Raw genomic sequence first — 13,554 nt, forward strand, 5'->3', positions numbered from 1 at the left:
CCGAGAGTGGTGGTCGGGCCAACGCACGGTCACCGTCCGCCGTGCAGGTGGTGTTGGCGGGCGGTGACCAGGGCGCGCCAGCGGGCACGGACAGTGTGTTCGTCGTCGAGCCATGCGATGGCGGGCCCGGGGGGCTGGGGGAGGTTGCCCATGGCGGCTGCGATGGGGAGGTAGTAGGCGTAATCGCCGTTCGCGGTCATCTCGCGCAGGTGGTTGATGGTGGCTGTCAGGTCGTCGTGTGCGTCGCGGACGGCGTGGTGGAAGGCGAGGGCGGTCTCCAGGAGCGGGGCGTACCCGGCGAGTCCGCTGGTGGTGATCTCGGCGTGCAGCACGGTGGCGCGGGCGGTGACGTCGTGGTGGGTGCCGGCGTCGCGGAGGAGGGCGGCGATGCCGGCGTAGAGGGTGGTGGCGCGCTGGTCGAGCGGCTCGAGGAGCTGGTGGGCGAGGGTGAGTTCGTCGTCGGCGCGGGCGGGGTCGGCGAAGGACCAGGCCAGGGCGAGGAGGGTCTGGGCGATGGCCCGCTCGCCGGCGGCGTTGTGGTGCTCGGCTTCGGCGCGGGCGGCGGTGAAGGCGGCGACGGCGCGGTCGATGGTGCCGTGGGGCAGGTGGATGTGGCCCAGGACGCGGTGGTGGCGGCCTTCCCAGCCCAGGGCGGGGACGGCTGCGAGGGCGGTGGGGAAGTCGCCGCGGATGCGGGCGAGGGTGGCCAGGCCGCGGCGGGCGCGCGGGGCGAGCCGGCCCGCAGCGTCGGCGACCTGGCGCATGCCGTGGGCGGCGTCGTCGGTGCGGCCGAGGTCTTTGTGTGCTTTGGCCCGGTAGTACAGGGCGAGTTCGGTGAGAGCGGCCGGCAGCAGGCCGGTGGTCAGGACGGTGGTGAGGCGCTCGGCGGTCCGTTCGCGGTGCTCGTGCTGGCGGCGGGCGATGGCGGCGAGGAGTTCGGCCAGGGCGTCGGCGGGTGTGTCCGGGCCGGTGCCGGATGCCGGGGTGGGTGGGGCGAGGGGCTCCCAGACGGAGTCCTCTATGTAGGCGAAGGCGGCGTCGGTGAGCCAGGTGAGGTCGCCGAGGTCGTGGTCGCGGGCCAGGCGCAGGCCCTGGCGCAGGCACGCGACCAGCAGGGCGCGGCCGGGGATGCGTGTGTGGGCGGTCTGCCATTGGCGGCCGAGGGCGGCGAGGGCGCGTTCGGCCGCCCGGTGCCAGTCGGCGGGGGTCCAGCGGTCCTCGGTGTGGTCGTCGGCGGCGCGTAGCGCGCTGCGGATGGCGCCGTGGAGGTGGTAGGGCCAGATCGCGAACGGGTCTTCGGTGATCATCGGCCGGTCGATGAGGCGGCGGGCGGCGCTCTGGTGGGCCAGGCCGGCGGCGTGGGTGGCCAGGTCCAGGTCGAAGGCGTCCAGCAGGCTGGCGCTGCGCAGGACGTGGCGCTCGTCGGCGGTGAGGTCGGACAGGGTGCGGGCGATCAGGGCCGGGAAGGTGTGGTCGAAGTCGGCGGGGGCGGGGGTGCGGCCGGTGCGGCGGATGTCCAGGAAGCGGGCGACGGCCAGGTCCAGGTGGAGCGGCAGGCCGTGCGAGCGCTGGGTGATGACGGCGCGGATCTCCGGGCCGATCAGCGGGTGGCCGTCGTGGGTGAGGCGCTGGGCGAGGTAGGTGTCGCAGTCCTGCTCGGAGAAGTCGCCGATCAGGTGCTGGCGGGGGCCGCCGGCGGCCAGGGCCGCCGCGCTCTGCCCCGCCTGGGGGGCCAGGCCCGGCCAGGCGGCGGGGCCGGTGTAGTCGAGCTGGCCCTGCAGCGCGGGATCGGCCCACGGCAGGCGGTTGCGGCCGCCGATGATGAAGAAGCAGTTCGGCATGAGCCACACCAGGCGCTGCAGCATCCGCTCGGCATCCCGGTGGCGGTCGCCGGTGTCCTCGAAGGTGTCCAGCAGGATGACCGGCACGACCGCCTTCTTCGCGGGCAGGCGGCTGATCTCCCACGCCAGCAGGTGCGGGTAGAAGGAGAGCGCCTCCAGGTCGGGCTCGGCCTCGAGCAGGGCGGCGGTGCGGGCGCAGCCGGCCAGGGCCCGCGCCTTCGCCCGGCGCTCGCGCAAGGCGCCCACGAGCGCGGTGGTGAGCTGTCCGGCGGCCGAGCCGACCAGGCCCGGCAGCTCCAGGGCGCCGATCGCCTCGCTCACCGCGCCCTGGATCTGCTGAGGCAGCATCCGCCCGAAACGGCCGGCCAGGCCGGTGCGCTTGATGTACTCCTCCAGCGGCTCGCCTGGATGCTGGGCCTCCCAGTAGCGGCGCAGCGCCAGGTCGAAGCTGAGCAGGGGGCGGCCGACGGCGGCGGCCAGGGCGAGCCGGATCGTCAGCACAACGCGCTCGAAGTCGGCCCCGGTCGACGCCGAGCGGGCCAGGTCGATCCGCACGGGCAGGATCTTCTCGCCCGCCCAGGCGGGGGCGCCCCACTGCGCGGGCCGCTGCTCGGCCGCGGCGAGCGAGGCTTCCAGCTTGCGTAGCAGGGTGGACTTGCCGATGCCTCCGACTCCGTGGAAGGCGAGCACGTGGTCGCGGGGGGCTTCGAGGTCCTCGACGTCGAAGCCGGGAGAGACGATGTGCCGCAGGTGCTCCTCGATGGCGGTGGCCACGGCGTCCCACTGCCGCTGGCGGTTGGTGAACGCCTCGCTGCTGCCCACGCCCACGGGGTCGTTGGAGCTGAACAGCGCGCGAAGGTCGGCCATGTGATGTCCCCCCAGAAGCGATCACCTGCGGGCCCAATCTACGCCGCGTACCGTGACGGCCCACAGGCCCCTTTCCAGCCCACCGCCGAAAATGATCTTTCTGACTGTTCGGCTCCCGACACCCCTGGAGTGATCTTCCGATGCACGACTTCGCAGCGCCCTCCCCGTCCCCCGATCCGCGCTCGGGGCCGGCCGCGGGTGACGACAGCACGGCCGGGGCCGGCGCAGGGGCGCACCAGATCCTGGACACCGTTGCCGCCTGGTACACCCAGCAGCTGCTGCTGGCACGGCGCTCCGGCGACCAGCGACGCCTGAAGGAGCTGATGGCCGGGCGGCAGGAGTGCGTGGCGGACCAGCAGCGGCTGAAGGACGCCGGGCCCGAGGAGACCGCGCGGATCGCCGCCGCCTACGCCGACCGCCTCAAGGAGCTGGAAGGCACCGAAGCCCGCCCCGAGGCGTAGTCGCGGCAGTGACCGTGCCGGGCGGCCCGGCACCCGCCGTGGTCCCGGGCCGCCCGGCGGCCTGGGCGGGCACGGGCAGCGCGGCCACAGGGGCGGGCGGGCGAAGCCGGTGCGGCTGCTGGGCGGGCATCAGCGGGCAGGCGAGAGCGGCGATCGCCACGAGGTCGTCGCGGTACTGCGGCATCGCCCGGTGCAGCCGGCGCTGGACGGCCCAGAACCGCGCGGCCTCAACGGAGGTGTAGGGGCGGCCCTGTTCGGCGACCAAGGCCAGCGCCGCGGCGGGCCGCCGCACCCACCGGCCCGGTGCTGTCTGGTGGTTGCGGTACAGCGGGTGGGCGTCGCGCCGCATCACCAGCACCGCGTCCACGATGGCCAGCTGCTCGGCCAACGCCACGACCTCCGGCAGGACCGCATAGCACCCGTTATGCCCGGCGGCGGTGGTGAACCGCCCGGGCACGTCCAGCCGGCTCACCTGCGCGTAGCGGGCGGCGGTGCCCTGCCGCGAATCCGCCGCGCGCACCGCCAGGACCACCAGCTCCACCCGGTAGCCGGCCTGCCGGTACAAAGCCGCACCCGCCACGAACGCGCCGACGCTGGACGGAGTGATCTCGATAACCACATCCCCGCGCCGCTGACGCACGTACCCCTCCGTCTGGGCCTGCCAGGCACGGTAGTCGGCGCGGATCCGCGCGGAGGCCGTGCGCGGCTCCTCACGCAGCAACTGCAGGTAGTCCGGGTGGAACGCCTTGAACGCGTCACCCCTGATGTGGACCGGATCCCGCAGGGAGCGGCGGACCATCCGCGCGGCACTGGTCTTGCCGGCGCCGGGCTGGCCCATCACATACACCGCGACCGGCCGCTCCTGCGGCGCGATGCGACCCAGCGACGGCACGATCAGCTCATCGAAGATCCAACGGTGTTCCTCGGCGCTCAGCCGGTGGTAGTCGACCCCGGGCGCTTCCTGGCGCACCTGGGCGGTACGCCGCACCGGCTCGGCCCAGGCGGCGGTGCGCTCGGCGTCGCGGCGCACCGCCAGCCCCCAGTCCTCCGACAGGCCGGGACCGGCAAGACGCCGGTCGGCGTCCGCGAGCTGGCGACGGAACCGGCCCGTCTCCCGGGCATCCCACGGACGCCGGCGCTCGGCGAGCACCGCATCCGCCGCGCCCGCCGGACGGAGCCACCGCCCCTCGGGGCCGAGCACGTTGCCGTACACGGTCTCGAACGGCGCATCGGCAGCGCGCCGGACGACGAAGACCCGGTCCGCCAGGTGCCCGGCCTCCACCATGCGCAGGACCTCCACCAGCGCGGCCGCGCACGCGTCGTGATTGTCCCAGGAGACGTAGCGGGCCCGGCCCTCCTCGGCCAGACGCAGGTAGCGGTCCAGGACGCCGAGCTGACTGACCGCCTCGGGCACCGCCAGGGCCACGACCTCCACGCGGTAGCCGGCCTGCCGGTAGGCGGCGATCCCGTTCACGAACTCCTGGGGATGCGCCAGTGGCGCCTCCACCACCGCGTCGTAGCGGCCCTCACGTACCCGTGCTTCGACCGCGGCCTGCCAGTGATAGGTCTCCGGCCGCACCCGCACCCCAGCGGTCCGCACATCCTCGGCGAGAAAGGCCGTGTAGAAGGGGTGCACGTCTTTGTAAGCGTCGCGGTCCACCCGCACCGCGCCGCCCCGCCGCCCGAGAGCGGCGTGCACCAGGTCGACGACCAGCGTCTTGCCGCTGCCCGCCTGCCCCGCGACGAACACCACCACCGGCCGCACCGGCCCGTGCTGGGCCACAGCACCGTCCAGGGCATGGGGCAGGACGGTGCCGGCCAGGAGCTCCTCCCACCGGCTGCCGGCCGTATCCGTGGCGGGCGAGGCGGCAGCGTCCGAGCTTGGAGGCTGCGCTGGTAAGGCCGGACGGGGGTGGTGCGGCGAGCTCACGTACTTCCTCCACGGACGGGTCGGTGCGGGGGCAGGTGTCCTTCGCCGGGAGCAGCCGCAGCCCGGCCGCGAGGGGCCGCTTCTTCGTCCCGGCAGGGACTCACGGAACCGGAGCGAAATATCAACTCGCTGCTCACATCCGGTTTCTGTTAAACGAGAATGGGTCAGCGGATAGCGCTTGTCAACTCGTCACCCCAGGTGAATGCTAGATTCTGTTAAACGGAAACCGAGGGGGTGTTGATGGGACGACCTGCCACCGGGCAGACCAAGGTCATGGGTTTCCGCCCCCCCAAAGCACTGCGCGAGGAGTTCGAAGCGCTTGCCGAGGCCGAGGGCCGCACCCCCTCCGACGCACTCATCGAGGCGATGCACGACTGGGTCGACAAGAAGCGGCGCCAGCGTAGAGCGGAAGACGCTCCGACCCCCGCCGAGTAGCCTCCAGGCGGCCACCGGCCGATCCCTTCGCCGCCCTCCCCCGATCCGGAACAGCCGGCAGGCGAAACAAGGAAGGCTCGGATCCACCGATCCGAGCCTTCGACATGTGGCGGCGGCCCCGGCCGCCACCGGGGTGATCACTCTTCCTGAGCGCCGCCTCCGCCGAGCCGGTACTCGCTCCGGGTCAGCTGCTCAATCATGGACACCTGCCCCACCGCGAGCTGGCCGACCAGCTCGGCGACGGACTGCAGGGTGCGGCCCTGCGCCTCAAGGACCGTGGCGCGGACGTCGAGCACCTGACCGTGCGCGACCTGTGCCGCACGCAAGGCGTCCAAGATCTCGGCTTGGCCGGACACGACTAATTAGCTGGCGTTGGGGTTCCTACCGACCAGTGCCGACAGCAGCTCGATGATCTGTGCCTGGTTCCGGTCCATCTTCTCTTCGAAGGCATCGAAGCGGGCATTGACCTTGGTGAACCCGTCACGAACCTCGCGGCGCAGCGCGGCCTGGCCTTCGATGACAGCCGCGAAGTTGCCGCCGTTTTGGACCTGCAGCGCCTCGACACGGTCCTCCACCGCTTCGACGCGGCGGGTCAGCGAGTCGATCTCGTTCTGCGTGATGCGATCCTCGGCCACGCGGGGCTCCCCCAGATCAGGTGCGGTGGTCATCAGGCCCTCCACGATATCGCGCCCGCACCGGGCCGCGGCCCGCCCGTTCGGCCTACGGTCACCGCCAGGACGAGGAGACGACCGTCCTCCGAAAGGAGTCGTCCTCGCCGTGGCGACTTGCCCCGGAGAACTGCGCCGGTTTTGGATCTTCCTGGGCCCGTGACGCCCGGCCGCGCGAGGAGGGAAGCCCCCGAAGCTCCCTCGCCCAGGACCGGCCAGAAGATCACCTGCTCACGCATCGCAACAGCACCACAGACCAGCGCCGACCGCCCGGGGGCCGGTTTCGGCGCGGAAACCGTGACCCCTATGCCCCGCCTCTCCGCCCTGGCCGCCACCGAAGACCGCCGGCGCAGCACCGGCGAGTCCCACCAGGCGCTCCACCCGCTTCTCGGCGGCCGTACCGAACCGCTGACCATCCCCGCCGCCCGGCACCGGGAGCAGGCGCGGCTCGAGGCGGCGGTCTTCCTCGGCGTCTGCAAGATCGGCGGCCGGTCCGCTCACCCGCTGGGCATCGTCCGTCTGCGGCCTGAGGAAGAGCAGCTCACGCTCCGGCTGCTGAGCGAGCCTTACGTCATCCGGCACTGGGCCGAGGCCCTTCTGCCGCGCGCTGTCGAGGAGGACCTGTCCGATCCACGCGACGGCGTCAGCGGCGTACCCGGGTTGCGCTGGTGCCGTGAGGGCGGCGGCATCCGCCTGTACCGCCCCGGGCTGCCGACCCGCGTCGTGCTCACCGGATTCCACCCACACTGGTGGGAGCGCGCCGTCGCGAGCATGAAGAACTGCTACGCGCTGTTCGACGAACCGGACTGGGCACCGCTCGAGCACGCCGCCTACGCCGCCTGGTCGGCCTCCGGCATGGAGCCGCCCGACCTCCTCTCCCCCCTGCTGCGCCGCATCCGGGCCACCGCCGGCCCGGGATCCATCAACGCCACCGACACCTGGTGGAGCATGGGCCGCAGCTTCCGCCTCGAGACGACCGACGGCCCGCCGTGCCCCGACCTGATCCGTCTTCTCGGCGACGCACCCACCGGACTCGGCTGGGAAGCCCTCGAAAAGACATGTACGTGCCTGTGCGATCACACCCACGGAGGCTGCATGGTCGACTTCCGGGACCCGGCCACCGGTCTGCTCGTGTACTACTCAAACGTCAAGTGGGGCCGCACCATGGACGCCGACCGGCTCCGGCGGGTCGAGGCAGCCAACCGAGCGGCGGCCTTCACCTGACTCCGTCGGCCCCCGAGACACTGGGCGGCATCGCCCGAGCGGAAAGGGGCCGGCCCGAGATCACCGGATGCCGGTAGCTTCCCGGCCAGCGCTCACGCCGTCCCCGACGCGGTCACCGGACGGTCTCGTACCGGCCCGTTGGAGGCGCTGTAGAGGCCGACGAGGTATTGGCGAGCGTGCCGTCAGTTCCTCGGGATGCCGCCGTCGGACTCTCCGGCCTCCCGCCATTTTGGTCAGGCCCATCATGAACTGCGACGCCCTTATTAAGTGCGTCGCAGTTGCGCTACGGTGAAGGTGCTGGCGCATGCCGGGCCAGCGGAGAACGAGAGAGCCCCACCCCCCCTGTGGACAAGAGTGCGGGGATGAGGCCCTCAGTGCAGTACCGCGGGGCCTCGGCCAATTCGGCCGGGGCCCTTATGCGTCCGGCATCAGCCACCCCCGCACGGTGAGATACGCCGCGCGGAGCGGACTGAGCCAGCGGGCCCAGCGGTATAACCGGTCCCCTGCGTCGCGGTGACCCTCTCGACGGTTGCCCATCAGGTTCTCCTCCCCGGGATCCAGCGTTCGTGAATCCCCGCGGGAGACCCACGAAGCGACCGCTTGGAGACCGGGAGAGCTGCGGCGTCAGGCTATCGGGTTGCCGGACGGAGGGGTCGGCCTCTGCTACTTCTGTGGCGCTTTTGTGGCAACTGATCATGGTGCTGCGACGGGCAGGCCCGCGCCGAGCGGTACTTGCGTCGGTGTGGTGTCGTCGGCCGTTCCGTCTGTGGTGCGGGGCGCCGGCTCCGTACCGGAGAGGTCGTGGAGGTAGCCCTCGAGAACGCCGGGGGCGGGGCGCCTGGGGGTGGGCGGCCGGGCGGGGGCGGGTTCGAGGTCCTCGTCGCACAGGAAGCCGGCGGCGTCCAGCTCGGTGTAGCAGTGCCGGGCCTCTTCCACCCGGCCGCGCAGCAGGGCGTCGAGGACGAGGAGGTAGGCGGCGGTGCTGTCACCGATGCCGGCGGCGTAGCGCCACCAAAAGCGCGCTCCTTCGCCGCTGCCGTGGGTGAGGTAGAGCAGGCAGCCCAGGCCGCGGGCGCCGACGGGGTCGGTGGCGCGGACGGCCAGGACGACCTGGCCAGCGCGCAGGTGGGTGCCTGGGGAGGACAGGACGTAGCGGCACAGCGTCCGGGCGTCGCGCTGGAGTCGGCGCCGAAGGGCGAGCGTGGCGGGGGCGTCGTGCGCGTCGTCTTCGGCCAGGCGGGAGACCTCCGGAGCGAAGGGGCTCAGCCACCCGTTCGCGGTGCGGGCCACGGTCGCGCGCTTGTGCTCGGCCTGTTCGGCGCGGGCGCGCAGCCGGCTCAAGTCCTCGCGGGGCAGAGGCGGGGGGGCGGGGGCGCGCAGTTGCACGCCGCGCAGGATGGCGTCGATCACGGGGCGACACCTTTCTCGGGCAGGGGCGGGTCGTCGTCGGGGACGCCGAGGAGGGTGGCCAGGGCGGCGCGGCCGGCGTGGAGGTGGGAGCGGACGGTGGAGGAGGCCAGGCCGGTGATGTCGGCGATCTCCTCTGCGGGGCAGCCCAGGATGTAGTGGAGGAAGACGCAGGTGCGCTGACGGTCGGGTAGTTCGCTGATGGCCCGGTGGATGTCGAGGCGGAGCGGGACCTGGTCGACCTCTCCCGGCGGGACGCCGGCGATCGGGTGGACGGTCTCTTCGAAGGCGGCCAGTGGCAGGGCCGGGGCGCGGTCCCGTGCGCGCAGCACGTCGATGACGGAGTCCCGGAGGATCTTGAAGCCGTAGGCGTCCGGGCTGTCGCTGCGCAGCAGCGCGTCCCATCGCACGTAGATCCGGTACAAGGCGCTGTTCGCCGCCTCACGGGCGTCTTCCCAGGAGAAAAGTCTCGAATAGCCCCATTTCACGTATCCGGGCTGTTTGCGGCGGACGAAGGACTCGTAGACCAGCAGGCGGGCGCGGGCGGCCGTGTCGGTCACGGCCGGCCGGACGGTCATGGCCGGACCCGGGAAGTGCTGGACGTGTCACCGGTCGGACTCGGCCCGCATCGGGTTGCGGTCTCCCCCACACGGCGCTCGGGCGCTGTGCCTTTGGACAAAGTTGTTCCTGTTCTTCGCGCACGGATGCAGGGTGACCTCCCCCGCCACCCCAGAGAGCGGACAGCTCTCACCTCTCATGCCGCACTAGCGGCCCGAGGCGTCCAGCCTGGAACTCGGAAATTTCGACGGAACGTAACTCCTTGATCACCGAATGGTTGAACTCGGGCGGCCCGGCATGCTGGCTGCGACCGTCCGGGATCTTCTGCGGGTAGACGCAGCTCCCGGAGCGGCCCGGCTGACAGCAGACCAACGCGCTCGGCCCGCTCCTGGCCACCTTTGCCCGCAGTACTTCGGCGAACGGCCCGTCAACTCGGCTAACCGCTTGTGTGATCACTGCTCGGAGCGCATGCGTCGTTCCTCCCTCTGTCGGCGGCGCGCTTGGGCGAGCTGCGAGCCGAGCCACTCGGTGTACACCACCTCAGGGTCTGCCGTTCCCGCGAGCAGCGGAAGGAACGCGACGACCTGGGAGACCAGGACGGTGATTACGTCGGCGGCGCCTTCGGGACCGCGGGCCAGGGCCAGAGTGCGTGCGGTCTCGTCGAAGAGGTCCAGCGCCTTCTCGTCGCCGAGGGTCAGGGCGAGATGGTCGGCGAGGAAGTGCCGGACGAGCACGGCGGCGTCGGCGAGGGACTGCTCGACACCGAGCTCAGCGACGGCCGCGCGGGCGTCTTTGAGGACCGGAGGGAGCGTGAGGGGCAATTTGATCTCGGGGATGAGGCCCTCCTTGCGCCACTGCTCGTACGGCGGCTGCCCTGCGGCGTCTCGTCGGGCCCGGTGGTGATCGGCGGGATACCCCGACGGAGACCGGCAGGAACGGCCAGCGGCCACGCCGCAGGAAGGACACTCCACTCGCCGGTACCAAGCCCGGGACAGCCGTACCAACTCCCCCGAGCTCAAACGCTTCTGCCAGGGCCCCCAGCTCTCCTGCGTCACCACTCCCCCAGCTCCTTCCCACCGCTCCCCAGAGCGGGTACTGGAACACCGGAGGCGGCCAGCTGCGTATTCAACGGACCGCCATCTGCTCATTCTCATCCGCGACTTGGCCAGACCGCAGCCCAAAGCGGAGACCCTGTTGCCGGCTCTCCGAGGGACCGTTGCCGCGGCGCTGCCCGCTCGACGCGGGCGCGTGTGAGGGCCAGGCAGCGGCTGTCGCCTCCGGTGCTGGGCGGCCCGGCGCCGGCAACCGGCTCGTCGGCGAAGGCCCGGATCTCCTGACCGTCCGTCCGCCGGGAGCACAACCCGCAGCGTGCCTCCGTGGCACTCTCACATGCCCCAGCCCATCACCCGATCCGGTCGGGCTCAGGGGCGGTCGCACACCGCGACGGGTAATCGGCGGGTCCGAGGCAGAGATACGGATCCGCCGATCTGGGGGCCATTGTCAGTGGGACTGCTTACTCTCTCCGAGATCGTCAGCACCACCACGAGGTACACGTGTTCACCCTCCCTACCGTCACGACAGACCCCGCCTGGGAAGCCATCGACAGCTACCTCGACGGCTTCCAGGACTTCCCCGGCAATAACAAAGAGGGGTACGTGTATGCCGTGGAAGTCGAAGGGGCGCGTCGGCGCCTCAAGATCGGCTGCACAACCGGTCCTCGACGGCGGATAACCGGCTTCCGGGATGACGCCCGGAACATCGGCGACCGCGTGACCAGAGCCTGGGTCTCCCCCCTGCACTCCAACTTCCGAGCCACCGAGAAGCGAAGCCTGCAAGAGGCACGCGAGATCAGCCCCTCGTTCACCAAGACCAGTGAGTGGTTCCCCTCGCTGCCCTTCGACACGGCCCAAACCATCATCGCGCGCCAGGCGGACTCCACCATCCAGGCATGGCTGGCCGAGCAGCGTCACGAGCACGAACGGGAACCAGCAGCGGACAAGAAGGCGGACTTCGCCGCCCGATACGACACCCCCCGTCCCTCGCAGCCCAGCAGCCCGCCACAGAACGAACCCGCCGCCGCTCCCCGGCCTCTCGTCGCTGGCACGTTCATCCCGATACCCGCGCACATCCGTGACCGCCTCAACCCCAGCAACGGCAGGAAACGCCGTAGTCGGCGGTACCCGATGGCGATCTTGTAGGTCTGGCGCCCGACCCTGCAGCCGGCGAGGCCGACTCCCTCGTCCTCACCGGCTGCGCGGGCACCGTCGCAGCAGCCGGCTCCAGGGCAGTGCCGGGCTCAAGCGCGGGAACGGGGCCGGGGGCCAGGCCGGGCACCTGGGGATTGACCGGTGGTCAGGGTCGCGGCAGCGCCAGGGCGGGCATGCGCGGGTGCCGCAGATGCTGCCCGCCGCGGCCGTCCACGTGCAGGGTGAACGTCTCAGGACCCGGCCGTCCCGCCTGGTCGTAGGCGTCCAGCACCGCCTCGATGCGCTCCCACAGCCGCACCGGGCCGCCCTCGCGCACCTCCCACCGGCGATGAGGGCCCAGGGGATGTGAGCCTGGTGGTGCTGTGGCGGCCGGGAGAGGGCTTTTCAGAATCAGGCCCGGGTAGGTGCGGGAGTAGTCGGTGAGCTGGTCTGCGCAGGCCGGGTCGGCCCAGGCCAGGGTGGTCTTGGGATGTGCCACAGGTAGCCGGAACACAACGTTGCGGCCGTCTTGTCCCGCAGGCCGGCGGAGGCGACCGTCACAACGCCGGATGGTGGAGCGGACTTCGGTCAGGCCGTGATCCGCCTGGCGATGGCCGTCCTCATGGCCCACCCCTTCGCCGGTTGAGAACACCGTCTCCTGAGGTGTCCGGCGACACCGCCACATCGTTCGCACCCCGCGGGGATGTGCGGGCGGGTGAGGATGACCGGTCAGTGGAGGGTGGTCAGGCCGGGGCGTGGGGCGTTGACCAGGATGGCCTGGTTGCCGGGTGGGTGCTGGTTGTCGTGCATGCGCTGGTGGGCGGTGCCGATGTCGGCGAGGGTGCCGGCGAGGGTCAGGCAGGGGTTGAGGAGTCCGGTGGCGGCCAGGTGGATGACGGCGCGGCTTTGGCGGAGGTTGGCGAAGTGGGAGCCCTGGAGGCGTTTTTGGCGCATCCACAGGTAGCGCAGGTCCACATTCGCCTGGTAGCCGGTGGTGCCTCCGCAGCAGACGACCATGCCGGCGTTGTCGCACAGGTACAGGGAGGTGGGCAGGGTGTCGCGGCCGGTGTGTTCGAAGACGATGCGTGGTGACCTGCGCTGGCCGAGGACGTCCCAGAAGCGGCGGCCGAAGGCCCGTACTCCTTGCAGCCAGTGGGTGTATGCCTGGTGGTCGGCGGGGTCGGGCATGGGGCCGAAGTGGTGGAAGTCGCGGCGGTCGATGGTGCCGTGGGCGCCGAGGGTGCGGCAGTGGTGGGCGCGGTGTTCGCTGGAGACGACGGCGATGGGGATGCCGCCGCGCAGCCGGGTGATCTGGATGGCCATGGAGCCCAGGCCGCCGGCGGCGCCCCAGATGAGGACGGGGTCGCCGGGCTGGACGTCGTGGGGTGGCCAGCCGCACAGCTGGCGGTGGGCGGTGGCGGCGGTGAGCAGGAAGCAGGCGGCCTTCTCCCAGGTCAGGTGGGGTGGTTTGGGGTGGCACTGGTAGTCGTGGACGAGGGTGTACTGGGCGAAGGAGCCGTGGTTGGTTTCGTATCCCCACACGTTTTGGGTGGTGGAGGTGGTGGGGTCGGCGCCCAGGCGGATGTCGGGGGCCTTCTCGTTCCACTGGCAGCCGGAGAGGATCACCTCGTCGCCGACCTGCACCTGGGTGACGTCCTCGCCGGTGGCCCACACGATGCCGGAGGCGTCGGAGCCGCCGATGTGGAACTCCTCGCGCGCGCCGTGCTTGGCCCGGGCGGCGATGACGTCGACGGGTGTGCCGAGGGCGGCCCAGACGTTGTTGTAGTTGATGCCCGCGGCCATCACGAGCACCAGTACCTGCCCGCGGCCCGCCTCGGGTACGTCCACGACTTCGGTGCGAAAGGCGCTGTGGGGTGGGCCGTAGCGTTCGCGGCGGATGACGCTGGCGTACATCTGCCGCGGGACGGTGCCGAGCGGGGGGATGTCGCCGGGTTCGAAGAGATGGCCGGGCATGGG

12 protein-coding genes and 1 pseudogene are annotated in these 13,554 nt (G+C 71.7%); 4 read left to right on the forward strand and 9 right to left on the reverse strand.

All coding sequences use genetic code 11. The features are described from left to right. Positions 1-29 precede the first annotated feature (29 nt). Positions 30-2,708, reverse strand: coding sequence for an ATP/GTP-binding protein (locus ACH4PU_RS31975; protein ID WP_398279986.1), 2,679 nt, complete (start codon positions 2,706-2,708; stop codon positions 30-32). A 140-nt stretch (positions 2,709-2,848) separates the two neighbouring features. Here ACH4PU_RS31975 and ACH4PU_RS31980 point away from each other — a divergent pair, with 140 nt between their 5' ends. After that, a complete protein-coding gene (locus tag ACH4PU_RS31980; protein WP_398279989.1) occupies positions 2,849-3,169 on the forward strand; it encodes a hypothetical protein in 321 nt (106 codons plus the stop codon). On the opposite strand, the gene ACH4PU_RS31985 is transcribed toward ACH4PU_RS31980, so the two are convergent. Then, complete coding sequence (locus ACH4PU_RS31985) at positions 3,129-5,099, reverse strand: zeta toxin family protein (RefSeq protein WP_398279992.1); 1,971 nt, start codon at positions 5,097-5,099, stop codon at positions 3,129-3,131. The two genes, ACH4PU_RS31980 and ACH4PU_RS31985, sit on opposite strands and share 41 nt — an antisense overlap. A 240-nt stretch (positions 5,100-5,339) precedes the next feature. On the opposite strand from ACH4PU_RS31985, the gene ACH4PU_RS31990 reads away from it, so the two are divergent. After that, positions 5,340-5,534, forward strand: a complete 195-nt coding sequence (locus tag ACH4PU_RS31990; protein WP_398280242.1) for a hypothetical protein — start codon at positions 5,340-5,342, stop codon at positions 5,532-5,534. Positions 5,535-5,671: 137 nt separating this feature from the next. On the opposite strand, the gene ACH4PU_RS31995 is transcribed toward ACH4PU_RS31990, so the two are convergent. Continuing rightward, a complete protein-coding gene (locus tag ACH4PU_RS31995; RefSeq protein ID WP_398279995.1) occupies positions 5,672-5,860 on the reverse strand; it encodes a hypothetical protein in 189 nt (62 codons plus the stop codon). A gap of 36 nt (positions 5,861-5,896) precedes the next feature. Beyond that, positions 5,897-6,202 (reverse strand): hypothetical protein, encoded by a 306-nt coding sequence (locus tag ACH4PU_RS32000; RefSeq protein WP_398279998.1) that lies wholly within the window; start codon positions 6,200-6,202, stop codon positions 5,897-5,899. A gap of 306 nt (positions 6,203-6,508) precedes the next feature. Here ACH4PU_RS32000 and ACH4PU_RS32005 point away from each other — a divergent pair, with 306 nt between their 5' ends. Then, the gene (locus ACH4PU_RS32005) at positions 6,509-7,426 is read left to right on the forward strand and encodes a hypothetical protein (protein ID WP_398280001.1); all 918 of its coding nucleotides are present in this window, start codon (positions 6,509-6,511) and stop codon (positions 7,424-7,426) included. 693 nt (positions 7,427-8,119) lie between these two features. Here the strand turns inward: ACH4PU_RS32005 and ACH4PU_RS32010 are convergent. The 3 genes from ACH4PU_RS32010 to ACH4PU_RS32020 all read right to left on the reverse strand — a co-directional run bounded on the left by ACH4PU_RS32010 (position 8,120) and on the right by ACH4PU_RS32020 (position 10,212). Beyond that, positions 8,120-8,836, reverse strand: coding sequence for a hypothetical protein (locus ACH4PU_RS32010; RefSeq protein ID WP_398280004.1), 717 nt, complete (start codon positions 8,834-8,836; stop codon positions 8,120-8,122). Next, positions 8,833-9,393: an RNA polymerase sigma factor gene (locus ACH4PU_RS32015; protein WP_398280007.1), complete on the reverse strand. Its 561-nt coding sequence runs from the start codon at positions 9,391-9,393 to the stop codon at positions 8,833-8,835. Before ACH4PU_RS32015 ends, ACH4PU_RS32010 begins: the two co-directional genes overlap by 4 nt. A 450-nt stretch (positions 9,394-9,843) precedes the next feature. Further along, positions 9,844-10,212 (reverse strand): hypothetical protein, encoded by a 369-nt coding sequence (locus ACH4PU_RS32020; protein ID WP_398280010.1) that lies wholly within the window; start codon positions 10,210-10,212, stop codon positions 9,844-9,846. Positions 10,213-10,944: 732 nt separating this feature from the next. Between ACH4PU_RS32020 and ACH4PU_RS32025 the strand changes: the two genes are divergently transcribed. Beyond that, complete coding sequence (locus ACH4PU_RS32025) at positions 10,945-11,589, forward strand: GIY-YIG nuclease family protein (protein WP_398280013.1); 645 nt, start codon at positions 10,945-10,947, stop codon at positions 11,587-11,589. Positions 11,590-11,743: 154 nt separating this feature from the next. Here ACH4PU_RS32025 and ACH4PU_RS32030 read toward each other — a convergent pair. Both ACH4PU_RS32030 and ccrA read right to left on the reverse strand, forming a co-directional pair. Beyond that, positions 11,744-11,923, reverse strand: a pseudogene (locus ACH4PU_RS32030) (SAM-dependent methyltransferase); the annotation flags it as partial. Positions 11,924-12,306: 383 nt separating this feature from the next. Further along, entirely contained in the window at positions 12,307-13,551 is a 1,245-nt protein-coding gene (gene ccrA / locus ACH4PU_RS32035) for a crotonyl-CoA carboxylase/reductase (protein ID WP_398280016.1), read from the reverse strand. Positions 13,552-13,554: the final 3 nt, after the last annotated feature.

The organism is Streptomyces sp. NPDC021100 (assembly GCF_044333095.1).
GTDB lineage: Bacteria > Actinomycetota > Actinomycetes > Streptomycetales > Streptomycetaceae > Streptomyces.

Bases quoted from the DNA above. Each gene is read 5' to 3' on its own strand.
- ACH4PU_RS31975 (WP_398279986.1), bottom strand. From the start codon at position 2,708: ATGGCCGACCTTCGCGCGCTGTTCAGCTCCAACGACCCCGTGGGCGTG.
- ACH4PU_RS31980 (WP_398279989.1), top strand. From the start codon at position 2,849: ATGCACGACTTCGCAGCGCCCTCCCCGTCCCCCGATCCGCGCTCGGGG.
- ACH4PU_RS31990 (WP_398280242.1), top strand. From the start codon at position 5,340: ATGGGACGACCTGCCACCGGGCAGACCAAGGTCATGGGTTTCCGCCCC.
- ACH4PU_RS32000 (WP_398279998.1), bottom strand. From the start codon at position 6,202: ATGACCACCGCACCTGATCTGGGGGAGCCCCGCGTGGCCGAGGATCGC.
- ACH4PU_RS32005 (WP_398280001.1), top strand. From the start codon at position 6,509: ATGCCCCGCCTCTCCGCCCTGGCCGCCACCGAAGACCGCCGGCGCAGC.
- ccrA (WP_398280016.1), bottom strand. From the start codon at position 13,551: ATGCCCGGCCATCTCTTCGAACCCGGCGACATCCCCCCGCTCGGCACC.